12 protein-coding genes, 1 other RNA gene and 1 other annotated feature are annotated in these 12,824 nt (G+C 34.7%); of the genes, 1 reads left to right on the plus strand and 12 read right to left on the minus strand.

Going from position 1 to position 12,824, the window contains the following annotated elements; translation table 11 throughout:
• Positions 1 to 10: 10 nt before the first annotated feature.
• The 11 genes from A9G03_RS12625 to thrS form a co-directional block, all read right to left on the minus strand.
• On the minus strand, positions 11 to 418 hold the full coding sequence (locus A9G03_RS12625) for a hypothetical protein (protein WP_218056823.1): 408 nt from the start codon (positions 416 to 418) through the stop codon (positions 11 to 13).
• 469 nt (positions 419 to 887) lie between these two features.
• The gene (locus A9G03_RS00580; RefSeq protein WP_065798118.1) at positions 888 to 2,831 is read right to left on the minus strand and encodes a peptidase U32 family protein; all 1,944 of its coding nucleotides are present in this window, start codon (positions 2,829 to 2,831) and stop codon (positions 888 to 890) included.
• 107 nt (positions 2,832 to 2,938) lie between these two features.
• Positions 2,939 to 3,808, minus strand: coding sequence for a protease HtpX (gene htpX, locus A9G03_RS00585; protein WP_065798119.1), 870 nt, complete (start codon positions 3,806 to 3,808; stop codon positions 2,939 to 2,941).
• A 223-nt stretch (positions 3,809 to 4,031) separates the two neighbouring features.
• An RNA gene (gene ffs, locus A9G03_RS00590) (signal recognition particle sRNA small type) lies at positions 4,032 to 4,127 on the minus strand.
• Between the two features lie 132 nt (positions 4,128 to 4,259).
• Positions 4,260 to 4,559: an integration host factor subunit alpha gene (locus tag A9G03_RS00595; RefSeq protein WP_065633606.1), complete on the minus strand. Its 300-nt coding sequence runs from the start codon at positions 4,557 to 4,559 to the stop codon at positions 4,260 to 4,262.
• Between the two features lie 5 nt (positions 4,560 to 4,564).
• Entirely contained in the window at positions 4,565 to 6,952 is a 2,388-nt protein-coding gene (pheT, locus tag A9G03_RS00600) for a phenylalanine--tRNA ligase subunit beta (RefSeq protein WP_065798120.1), read from the minus strand.
• A gap of 16 nt (positions 6,953 to 6,968) precedes the next feature.
• Entirely contained in the window at positions 6,969 to 7,952 is a 984-nt protein-coding gene (gene pheS / locus A9G03_RS00605; protein WP_065633608.1) for a phenylalanine--tRNA ligase subunit alpha, read from the minus strand.
• Between the two features lie 27 nt (positions 7,953 to 7,979).
• Positions 7,980 to 8,093 (minus strand) — a sequence feature (Phe leader region).
• Between the two features lie 74 nt (positions 8,094 to 8,167).
• On the minus strand, positions 8,168 to 8,521 hold the full coding sequence (rplT, locus tag A9G03_RS00610; protein WP_024496189.1) for a 50S ribosomal protein L20: 354 nt from the start codon (positions 8,519 to 8,521) through the stop codon (positions 8,168 to 8,170).
• Positions 8,522 to 8,551: 30 nt separating this feature from the next.
• Complete coding sequence (gene rpmI / locus A9G03_RS00615; RefSeq protein WP_065557738.1) at positions 8,552 to 8,749, minus strand: 50S ribosomal protein L35; 198 nt, start codon at positions 8,747 to 8,749, stop codon at positions 8,552 to 8,554.
• An 84-nt stretch (positions 8,750 to 8,833) separates the two neighbouring features.
• On the minus strand, positions 8,834 to 9,373 hold the full coding sequence (gene infC, locus A9G03_RS00620; RefSeq protein WP_065633609.1) for a translation initiation factor IF-3: 540 nt from the start codon (positions 9,371 to 9,373) through the stop codon (positions 8,834 to 8,836).
• A 27-nt stretch (positions 9,374 to 9,400) separates the two neighbouring features.
• Positions 9,401 to 11,326: a threonine--tRNA ligase gene (gene thrS, locus A9G03_RS00625; protein WP_065633610.1), complete on the minus strand. Its 1,926-nt coding sequence runs from the start codon at positions 11,324 to 11,326 to the stop codon at positions 9,401 to 9,403.
• A gap of 263 nt (positions 11,327 to 11,589) precedes the next feature.
• Here thrS and A9G03_RS00630 point away from each other — a divergent pair, with 263 nt between their 5' ends.
• The gene (locus A9G03_RS00630) at positions 11,590 to 12,045 is read left to right on the plus strand and encodes a YaiI/YqxD family protein (protein WP_065633630.1); all 456 of its coding nucleotides are present in this window, start codon (positions 11,590 to 11,592) and stop codon (positions 12,043 to 12,045) included.
• Between the two features lie 62 nt (positions 12,046 to 12,107).
• Here the strand turns inward: A9G03_RS00630 and recO are convergent, their stop codons facing one another.
• Entirely contained in the window at positions 12,108 to 12,800 is a 693-nt protein-coding gene (gene recO, locus A9G03_RS00635; RefSeq protein WP_065633611.1) for a DNA repair protein RecO, read from the minus strand.
• Between the last annotated feature and the right edge of the window lie 24 nt (positions 12,801 to 12,824).

A 12,824-nucleotide genomic window follows, 5' to 3' on the forward strand; every position in this document is an offset into this window, starting at 1 on the left:
TAGATGAGCGTTACCTTGCTTTGACCGACTGACCGTTACTATGTAATCTAGGAACACTATAACGATAATTTTGAGTAGATAAACCTGCTAAATAATCCTGAACATTACCATTACCAACCATACGATTAGATGTAATATGAAGTTCTTTTATTATTGCTCTATCGGAAAAATTTTCAATTTTGGAACCATTTGGACTCCGAAACATTAATTTTGTGCATTTTGGAAACTGTGGCAAATTCAAATCATTCAAAATTTGATTGAAAACATCAACGCAACTATCAACAGTACGTAACCCAAATAGATTTTCTATACGCCCCCACAGTGATGGATTGCCCGACATTCTTAACACTGAGCTACTAATTTTTATCAAAACAGAATCACAGAACGAACCCTGATGTCTATATGGTTGTTGTGACAATGCAGTAGCCCCGCCAGTTTTAATGAAAATTCGCTTATAAGCGATTGACAATAGCAATACGGTGCAATTATTCACATAAAATGTAAATAACACTGTGTATAAAATTTAATTCATGATCTAAATCAATACGTTAATTAGATGAGTAAAAAATAATCAGTATAAGCGTTACTAATCTTTCTATGTCTTCTCAAACAACAATATTAGTTTTATTGTCATCACTTCCCTTTGATTTTAAGAATGGTAATAATGTAAATCTCGTTGAATTATCACTAATTTTATTTTAGTTAAATCACCAATCAATATAAAATACCGTTAATAATCAATAAGTTAAAGTTTGCATAATGTATATTATGTTAAATATTAATAGTTATTACGAACTACTGCTTTGTTGTTACCTTACTAAACTTGACTAAGAAGTTTTGCACAGTTAAATGCTAAAAATGTTAAAAATCATTAACCAATTTACAATTTAGCTATTTTCAGTCAGTAAAATGACCTCACTACCGGGTAATGGCATTTTTAGAATATGATTTTTTATTTTCCCCCAAACTTGCATTTCACACGCTTTACAATTAAATTTTAACAGTAATTCCTCATTATTTTGAATAAGCTTCATTGGTGTAACTTTAGTTTTAACACCTTGTATACCTTTAGCTTGTTTAGGACATAAATTAAATGCAAAACGTAAACAATGTTTAGTTATCATTAATGGTGCATCGTCTTTAATTTGGTGAGCTTCATAAGCACTTTCAATTAATTCAACCCCATGCTGAGTGTAAAATTCTCTCGCTTTAAGATTATAAACATTGGCCAAAAACGATAACTGATTTTCAGGATACATTGGCTTTGGTATTAATTCAGGTTTGCGCTTTTGTCGACAATAATTTTTTAGTCGTTCTGTGGTTAATTTTGCGATAATATCTCGTCTAAATTGGTTAAGTTGGCTGCTGGGAATAAAATAGACTTTTGATAAATTGATTTTACAATCAATTAAATAATAGATAGTTTGACCAAGTTTTGAAAGATTATCACGAATATTGTTAATTGCTTTATCAGGTTGATCGGCAATAGCAAATACGCTATTTAGCTCTAATGTAGCGCAAACGCCCTCTTCGCTTTTAGCCGAAAGTATAATACCATCATCTTGATTACTTAATTCAAATGAAACAGCTATACGCCGATCACTTGATTGTTTAAGTAAATTTTTCTGCCAAATATGATCTAAATTTCGATTAACTAAATAAGGTAATTTCACCGAAAACAGCGCTTTAGGAATTTCATTCGGGAAAATTCGATATTGACCAACTGCAATTTTTTCTACTTTATCAGCTCTAAAACCATGAATTTCACGTTTGATTAAAACATTCAAACCATCACCGTTAGTTAATAATTTATCTGTTTTGATCTCTATCGTTTTTGATGTAACTTTTGTAATTTCACCTATGGATAAGCCAATAAATTTTGGTGAGTCAAAAGCCCCTATATCCGGTTTTCGACCATGAACAAAATAATCGGTACTACCTCGATGGAAAGTTCGATTCGGATCGGGAGTAAAAAAGAACTCAGTTTTACCGCTTGATTCTGGAGATAAATCAGGAGACTCACATAAGATTTGGTCTAATTTTTGACGATAAAACGCTGTAATATTTTTTACATAACTTAGATCTTTATAACGCCCTTCTATTTTGAATGATCGCACACCTGCGCTGATTAATTCTCGTAAATTATTTGATTGATTATTATCTTTCATAGATAAAAGATGTTTTTCGTAAGCAACAATTCGACCTTTATCATCTTTTAAAGTAAAAGGTAATCGGCATGCTTGAGAACAATCACCACGATTAGCACTACGCCCTGTTTGAGCATGAGAAATATAACACTGCCCAGAAAATGCAACACAAAGTGCACCATGAATAAAAAATTCTATTTTTGCATCTATTTGTTCATAAATTTTAGCAATTTCAATTAAATTTAACTCTCGAGCAAGTACAATTTGCGAAAACCCAACTTCAGATAAAAATTTAGCTTTTTCAGGTGTTCTTATATCCATTTGAGTGCTGGCATGTAAATCAATCGGAGGAATATCCATATTCAATATGCCCATATCTTGCACAATCAATGCATCGACACCTGCATCATAAAATTGCCAAATAAGCTGTCTTGCAGCTTCAAGTTCATTATCATGCAATATGGTATTTAGAGTCACAAAAACTTTTGCATAATAGTGATGAGCAAATTCAACTAATTGAGCAATATCACTAACTGAATTACCAGCATTATGTCTAGCACCAAAACTCGGTCCACCTATATATACTGCATCAGCACCATGCATTATAGCTTGTTTGGCAATTTCAATATTTTTAGCTGGGCTAAGTAATTCTAATTTATTGTAGGTCGCTTTTTGATGCAACATTTAACTATCTCACAAACTCAGGTTTAGCAGGTATGGAATTGACAAGTGTTATAGTGATTATCATAACACTTGTCAAGACAATATAAGATTAAATAAAGGATTTAAAATTAACGGTTATATGAACCATTTCTTAAGGCATCGATCCGTTTTTCTAATGGTGGATGCGACATAAATAATTCTGAAAATTTCACCTTTTTTTCACCATTTATACAAAAAGCCATAATGGAAGCTTCTTCTTGAGGCTCATAACTTACTTTTAATTTTTCTAATGCTGCAATCATTTTTGTTGCTCCGACCAATTTGGCTGAGCCTGCATCTGCATGAAATTCCCGATAGCGAGAAAACCACATAGCAATTAAACTAGCAAGAATACCAAAAATTGTTTCAAAAACCATAACAACAATATAATAGACAAGTGGTGAACTATCTCTTTCTCTATCGGACATGGCTTGAGATGCAACAGACGCTAAGATTCTAGCAATAAAAATAACAAAGGTATTTAGTACGCCTTGAAGTAGAGTCATGGTAACCATATCACCATTAGCTATATGACTCATTTCATGCCCCAATACGGCTTCCGCTTCATCTTGAGTCATATTATTCAATAAACCTGAGCTAACCGCAATTAATGAACTATTTTTTGTTGCACCTGTAGCAAAAGCATTCATATCTGTAGCCTGATAAATAGCAACATCTGGCATTTTAAGGTTAAGAGCTCTTGCTTGTCTACCAACAACATCAAGTAACCATTGCTCTTGTTGGTTGCGTGGTTGTGTAATAATCTGACCATTTACAGATCGTAACGCCATGCTTTTAGACATAAATAGCGAAATGAAAGCACCGCCAAAACCAAAAATAGCAGCAAAAATAAGTAAGCCTAATGTGCTATGAGAATCAACACCCAGTATGCTTAAAATAATACCAAATACAAACATCACAGCTAAGTTAGTTAAAATAAATAGTCCAACTCGCATCATAAATATTTCTCTCTTGTTTTATAAAATTAAAATCTTTTATCGGCATTTCCAATTATTGGATAATTAGATTAATTATATGATCTCAAAAAAATATTCTCGTCACAACCATGTATATGTTCAAATTAAAAAATAAAGATTATTTGATGATAGATTAATCAGTTATTTAGGGAGGTAATTGAGGATTTATTCATGATTACTGTAGATTGAAATTTTATGGAGGAGACCCTATCAGCCGCATCCCACACACATACTTTTTACTTTGGCTGCTTCCTTCCGGACCTGACCTGATGAGCAAAAAAACGTTGCAAGAGGACCCATAGAGCCTCCATAGAAGAGGCGTTATTATGCGTTATTTGGGAAAATAATACAACTACTTTATTAAAAAAGAAAATAGCCTTTCCGCTTTACAACTGAAGAAAGGCTATGTGATTAATGGATGAAAGAGATTAATTTAGTGATTGATAACTAAATTTTTCTCAATTCGTTCTCTAAATTTTATCCCCGGTCTAAATGTGACAACTCGACGAGCTGAAATGTCTACACTTTCCCCTGTTTTTGGATTACGACCTGGGCGTGAATTTTTATCTCTTATAGCAAAATTACCAAAACCGGATAATTTAACTGGTTCCCCTTTTTCTAAAGCCACTCGAATCTCTTCAAAAAAAAGTTCAACAAGGACTTTAGCTTCTTGGCGATCTATATTAAATTTCTCGGCAAGACGATCTGCAATATCAGCTTTAGTTAATGTCATAGTTATTATTCTCTTAATAGGGCTTTAAAACGAATTTGTAAGGCTGTGACACATTTGCTTACAATGTTTGTTATATCTTCTTCTTCAAGTGTACGTGATTTGTCTTGTAAAATCAAACTGATAGCAAGGCTTTTTTGATCTTGATTAATGTTATCACCTTGATAAACATCAAACAAATTGACTTTAATAAGTTGCTCACCGCCAGCACGTTTACACTCAGCTATAATATCTGCTGCTGGAATTGTATTTGAGACGACAATAGCTATATCTCGTTTATTTGACGGATACTTCGATAGGTCTTGAGCAACAGGTACCTTCTTATCGCTAATTTTAGCTAAATTTATTTCAAAAACAAGCGATTTACTATTTAAAGATAATTTTTTTTCGATTTCTGGATGCAAAACGCCAAAATAACCAATAATTTCATTATTTAGATACAAGACTGCACTTTGTCCTGGGTGTAATGCATTGATGTCAGCTTTTTTAAACTCAACGGTTTCACTACAACCTAAAAGGGCCAAAATAGATTCTATGTCCCCTTTTAAATCATAAAAATCGATATTTCGTTTAGGCAATGCCCAATGATCTTCATATAAGTTACCGGTGACAACGCCTGATAACATGAGTTCTTGACGAACGCCAAATTCACAACCTTGATCGGGAACAAAACGTAAACCAGTTTCAAAAAGACGAATACGCGATTGTTGACGGTTTTGATTGTACATCACCGCATCTAATAATCCAGACCAAAGCGATAAGCGCATTACAGACATTTCACTTGAAATTGGGTTTGGCAGTGTTATTGCAATTTGCTCAGGGTGAAGAAGACTTTGAATTTTTGGATCAACAAAGCTATATGTAACGGCTTCTTGATAACCACGATCAACCAATAAGTCTTTAATTCGTTTTAACGCTATATGACTTTCTGGTTTCGGCTTCATAATTGATTCAATTTTCATATTCGCATTAGGAATATTGTTATAGCCATAAATACGGGCTACTTCTTCAACTAAATCTTCTTCTATTTGTAAGTCAAATCGCCAACTCGGTGCTTCAACGGTCCAAATCTCATTTTTGAATGAGACGTTACATCCTAATCTTTCAAGAATATCAATTATTTTTTGCGTTTCAATTTTATAACCGATAATGCGATCTATTTTAGAACGGTGTAATTGAATGGTTGCTTGTTTTGGCAAGTGTTCTTGGTTAGTAATATTAACAACCGGACCTACCTCACCACCACAAATTTCAATAATTAATTGAGTTGCTCTTTCCATTGCAACATTTTGTAAAGCAGGATCGACTCCGCGCTCATAACGATGTGAAGCTTCAGTATGCAAACCATATTCACGTGCTTTACCGGTAATAGCTAATGGAGTAAAGAACGCTGATTCTAGAAAAATATCTTTGGTTGACGTTGTGACACTTGATTTTTCACCGCCCATAATACCTGCCATCGCGAGTACTTTTTGCTGATCAGCAATGACAAGCGTACTATCATTTAATTTAACTTCATTACCATTTAATAATATGAGTTTTTCATCTTTATGTGCATAACGAACAACAATCCCTTTTTCGATTTGAGCTAAATCAAACGCATGCATTGGATGACCAAGTTCCAGTAATACATAATTAGTAATATCTACAACGGCATCAACTGAACGAATTCCACCACGACGCAACTTTTCTTTCATCCATACTGGCGTAGCTGCTTCGATATTGATGTTTTTGATCACTCTTCCTAAGTAGCGAGGAGCTGCTTTTGGTACATCTATTTGAATTGAGACGGTATCGGAAATTGACGCCGGTACGTTTGCTACTTTAAGCGCTTTCATTGGTATATTGTTAACTGCTGAAATATCACGAGCAACACCAACAATACCAAAACAATCAGCTCGATTAGGTGTAACACTAATATCAATCATAACATCGTTAAGATTTAAATATTCTCGAATATCTTGTCCTAAAGGAGCATCTTCAGGTAACTCAATAATACCATTATGATCATCAGCAATACCTAGTTCGGAATAAGAACACAACATTCCTTCTGAAGGTTCACCCCGCAGTTTTGCTGATTTAATTTTGAAATCTCCTGGTAAAACAGCCCCAACAGTTGCACAAGCAACCATTAATCCTTGACGGCAATTAGGTGCACCACAGACAATATCTAATAATTCAGATTTACCAATATCGACTTTTGTTACGCGTAGTTTATCGGCATTAGGGTGCTGTTTGCATTCGACTACTTTTCCAACAACAACCCCCGAAAAATCACCAGCGACTTTTTCGATATCATCAACTTCTAATCCAGCCATAGTTAATTGATCGGCTAGTGTATCGCTACTTATTTCTGGATTGATCCATTCACGTAGCCAACTTTCACTAAATTTCATGTTTTGATCTCCAGAATTAATTAAATTGCTTTAAGAAACGTAAGTCATTTTCAAAAAATGAACGCAAATCAGTGACACCGTAACGTAACATGGTTAATCTTTCGATTCCCATACCAAAAGCAAACCCATTATAAACATCAGGATCGATACCGACATTACGCAATACATTTGGGTGGACCATACCACAACCTAGAACTTCGAGCCATTTACCATTTTTCGCTTTGATATCAACTTCGGCTGACGGTTCAGTAAATGGAAAGTAACCAGGTCGAAAACGAATTTCCATATCATCTTCAAAAAAGCAGTGAAGAAAATCATGCAATAGCCCTTTCAAATGAGTAAAGCTAATATCTTTATCAATCAATAAGCCTTCCATTTGATGGAACATTGGTGTGTGAGTTTGATCATAGTCATTGCGATAAGTTCGACCTGGAGCAATGATTCGAATGGGTGGTTTTTGTGTTTCCATTGTTCTAATTTGAACAGTGGAAGTTTGTGTTCTTAGTAAACGATTTGCATCAAACCAAAAGGTATCATGATCTGCACGAGCAGGATGATGAGATGGGATATTAAGCGCATCAAAGTTATGATAATCATCTTCAATTTCAGGCCCTGTTTCAACAACAAAGCCTAGTTCACCAAAAAATTCAACCAAACGATTTATTGTTTTGGTGACGGGATGTAATCCACCTAATTCAAGTGTTTTACCCGGTAATGAGATATCGATGGTTTCGTTGGCTAATTTTGCATCAAGAGCCTGACGCTCTAAAAGTTGACGTTTTTGATTTAATAATTCAACGACTATTTGCTTAGCATCATTGATTTTTTGACCGACTGCGGGACGTTCATCGGCAGGAACATCACGTAAAGAAGCCATTTGCATGGTAAAGTAACCTTTTTTACCAAAATATTCTACACGTATCTGTTCGATCGCATTAATGTCATTAGCACCTTCAATAGCGGATTTGGCATTATTCACCAGTTCAACTAATTGAGACATACAGTTCTCCTGCTTATTGTTCATTATATAAAAAAAGCCTCTTTTGAGGCTTTATAATTATTTTTCGTTTTTTCCTTGCCTCACGAACCAATATTGCTATTGAAGCTAAAAAACAAACGAAAAATAACTAAATTCATCATTAATCCACTTTTTTAAAATAAATCATCTATATTTAAAATAATAAAAGCCGAGATAACTCGGCTCTTATAAAGCTATTATAATGCAGCTTTTGCTTTTTCAACTAATGCAGCGAATGCATTTTTATCAAATACAGCAATATCTGCAAGGATCTTACGATCGATTTCAATTGATGCTTTCTTTAAACCATTGATGAAACGGCTATAAGAAAGACCACATTGACGAGCTGCCGCGTTGATACGTACAATCCATAATTGACGGAATTGACGTTTACGCTGACGACGGTCACGATAAGCATATTGTCCAGCTTTGATTACTGCTTGGAAAGCAACACGATAAACACGTGAACGAGCTCCATAATAACCTTTTGCTTGTTTTAAAATTTTCTTGTGACGTGCACGAGCAATAACACCACGTTTAACACGAGCCATAAATCATATCCTCTAAATAGTTAACCAAAATTAAGCGTATGGAACACACGCTACAACTAAACCTAAATCACCTTTTGACACTGTTGTCAAACCACGTAAATGACGTTTACGTTTAGTTGATTTTTTAGTTAAGATATGACTTTTGTTAGCTTGCTTATGCTTAAAGCCACCAGAAGCTGTTTTTTTAAAGCGCTTTGCTGCGCCTTTTACAGTTTTAATTTTAGGCATTTTATTAATTCCTACTTCGCATTGTTAATAACACAAAATAATGGTGTAACGTTTAACAAAATTAAAAATTAACTTGATGAACCATTATTTCTTCTTCGGCGCAAGCACCATAATCATTTGACGACCTTCTATCTTAGTTGGATAAGATTCGATGATTGCCAAATCAGCTAAGTCTTCTTTAATGCGATCAAGCATTTCAGTTCCTAACTGTTGGTGAGCCATTTCTCGACCACGAAAACGTAGCGTTACTTTAGCTTTATCGCCATCTTCTAGAAAGCGCATCAGGCTGCGGAGTTTTACCTGATAGTCGCCTTCGTCTGTACCAGGTCGGAATTTAATTTCCTTAACCTGAACAACCTTTTGCTTCTTCTTCTGCTCTTTTGTTGCTTTACTCTTTTCATAGAGGAACTTGCCATAATCCATAATTCGACAAACAGGTGGCTCTGCATTAGGGCTTATTTCAACTAAATCTAGAGTTGCTTCTTCAGCTTGCTTTAAAGCTTCATCTAAGCTAACTATACCGAGCTGTTCACCATCGACGCCGGTTAACCTCACCTCGCGAGCAGTAATTTCATCATTGATTTTATGCGCGCGTGTTGACTGAATTCGTTTACTGACTTTAATATCTCATTCCTCCAAATTAATTTATCATTAATTCATTTGTTCTAATGAACGACTATGAATTTCGCTAAGCAACAATTCTATAACATGTTTCACTTCAAAGCTACCAAGATCTTTACCTTGACGAGTTCGAACTGAAATTGTTCCTGATTCCATTTCTTTGTCTCCACAAACAAACATATAAGGAACACGTTTTAGAGTATGCTCGCGGATTTTAAACCCTATTTTCTCATTTCTCAAGTCTGCTTTTGCTCTAATACCAACTTTTTGTAGTTGCTCGGTTAATTGTTTTGCATATTCAGCTTGATTATCGGTAATATTGATGACAGCAACTTGTAGTGGTGCAAGCCATGTCGGGAAGAATCCTGCACAGTTTTCTGTCAAGATACCCATAAAACGCTCCATAGAGCCTAAAATAGCCCTATGAATCATAACCGGTGTATGGCGTTCATTATCTTCACCAACATAAGTTGCATCTAAACGTTCAGGTAACATAAAGTCAAGTTGAACTGTACCACACTGCCATGCTCTACCTAAACAGTCATGTAATGTAAATTCGATTTTAGGACCATAAAATGCCCCTTCACCTGGTAAATATTCAAATTCAATACCATTTTCAGTTAGACACTCGGCTAAATCTTTTTCAGCTAAATCCCAAGTTTCATCTTTACCAATTCGTTTTTCAGGTCGTGTTGATAATTTGACCGTAATATCAGTAAAGCCAAAAGTACTGTAAGTGTCATAAACCATTTTAATACAGCTGTTTACTTCACCTCGAATTTGGTTTTCAGTACAGAAAATATGCGCATCATCTTGAGTAAAACCACGTACACGCATCAACCCATGCAAAGAACCAGAAGGTTCATTACGATGACAACTACCAAACTCTGCCATACGTAAAGGTAAATCACGATAAGATTTCAAACCTTGGTTAAAAATTTGCACATGCCCAGGACAGTTCATTGGTTTAATACAATATTCACGATTTTCAGATGAAGTCACAAACATTAACTCTTTATAGTTACCCCAGTGACCAGTTTTTTCCCATAACACACGATCCATCATAAATGGACCTTTTACTTCTTGATAGTCATACTCTTTAAGTTTAGTACGAACAAACACTTCAAGTTCACGGAAAATAATCCAGCCATCATTATGCCAAAACACCATGCCTGGAGCTTCTTCTTGCATATGATAAAGGTCAAGCTGTTTACCGATTTTACGATGATCGCGTTTGGCCGCTTCTTCTAAAAATTGTAGATAACTATCTAATTGCTTTTTGTCAGCCCAAGCAGTTCCATAAATGCGTTGTAACATTTTATTATCACTATTGCCGCGCCAATAAGCACCAGCAACTTTTTGTAATTTAAAATGATGACAAAAACGCATATTTGGTACATGCGGGCCACGACACATGTCGATATACTCTTCATGATGATAAAGCGCTGGCGTTGAATCTTTCGGTATGTTTTCATCTAAAATAGCGATTTTATAAGGTTCATGACGTTCCCAAAAGACTTCTCTGGCTCTTTCCCAACTAACGACTTCTTTTATAACCTCATAATCTTTTTTAGCCAATTCATGCATACGTTTTTCAAGCGCATCAAGATCTTCTTGAGTTAAAGAGTGATCTAAATCAACATCATAATAAAAACCATTGTCAATTGTCGGCCCAATAGCCATTTTCGTATCCGGCCATAATTGTTTAATGGCGTGACCTAATAAATGTGCACAAGAATGGCGAATAATTTCAAGTCCATCTTCATCTTTTGCGGTAATGATTGCTAATGTTGCATCTTGATCAATGAGGTCACAAGCATCTTTACGTTGTCCATTAACACGACCTGCAATACATGCTTTGGCAAGTCCTGCACCAATACTTTGAGCGACTTCTAAAACAGTAACTGGTTTATCAAACTGACGTTGACTTCCGTCTGGAAGAGTAATAATTGGCATAATAAATCCTTATAACAGTGGTGCGCCACACGAAAGCGCACATGTGTGTAAATATTGCATCTAAAATAATAGATCGCGTATACTATCACTTATGATAAGGATTTCAAATAGAAATAGTGACCTTATGAATATTAATAATAAATATCTTTCAATACACTGAATCGTATAATTAACATGAAATTTTTAACGAAATTTGCATCTTAAAACTGTTAAACGATTTATGATTGATAGTTGTCTAAGTTGAATGGTTTGTTAATGCTATTATGAACATTTGGATTGATGCTGATGCCTGCCCTAACCCAATTAAAGAAATTTTATATCGAATCGCTATTCGTAAATCAATCAAAATTTATTTAGTTGCTAATCAATGGTTAAATATTCCACCTTCACCTTTTATTTCTCGATTACTTGTTGAAAATGGTTTTGATAAAGCAGATAACAAAATTGTTGAACTTGTTGAATTAAATGATTTGGTCATTACCTCTGATATACCATTAGCATCGGAGGTATTAAATAAAGGCGCTTTTGTTCTTACACCTCGAGGTGAAGTTTATACTCTAGAAACAATTAAAGAGCGGCTAGTGATGAGAGATTTTATGGAAACAATGCGAGCAAGTGGAATACAAACTAAAGGACCCGCTCCATTTTCAAGTAAGGACCGCGAAAAATTCGCCAATCAACTTGATATTTTAGTTAATAGACTAACTAGAAAAAATTAATCATTTTGATAAGAGAATTCTATCTATAACTTAAAATATTTATCTTTTATAACGTCATAACGTTATATTTTTAAGAATAATTCTCTACTTTTAAATGGTTTTGCGCCTATGTAGGGTTTCAATGCAATTCTGGTAAAACGTTTGGCCGCTTTAAGCGTATCTTCATTATTAAACTGACGTTTGCCAAAAGCTAACACCTGTTCACCACTAAAACTAGTGCTATTTTGCAGCAAGCTACTAATAAAACCTTTTTCTGATTGATATTGATAATGCATTGTTTCAACAATATCATCACCGGTTGCACTGCAATGAAAAAAATCAACGTGATAACCTAAATTTTCTAATAAGGATAATTCAAAACTGCGTAACACATTTTCAGCAGGCACTTGCTGTGCCAGTTGCTGTAAGCTTTGTAAATAGTCATCAAAAAGTGTAGGCATTTCAGTTTCGGCAACCAGCACTCGATGTAGTAACTCGTTTAAATAAAAAGCGCTATATAAGTGAATTGAAACCAATGGTAACGTCAAAGATATCGCTTCAACCTGACGTAATGTTTTTATTTCACCTTGACCAGAATATTGAACAATTAATGGAGTAAAGGGTTGTAAAATTCCCTTTAACGCTGATTTTTTTCGTCTAGCACCTTTAGCTAAAATAGTTATTTTACCTTTATTTTCAACAAATAAATCAGCTAATAGACTACTTTCACTGTAAGTTCTGGTATGAAGTATAAATGCTCTTTGCCAATTTTCCATTAAAAAGCCTTTTAATTGCGTTGC

Source organism: Gilliamella sp. wkB171, from assembly GCF_001693755.1.
Taxonomy (GTDB): domain Bacteria; phylum Pseudomonadota; class Gammaproteobacteria; order Enterobacterales; family Orbaceae; genus Gilliamella; species Gilliamella apicola_F.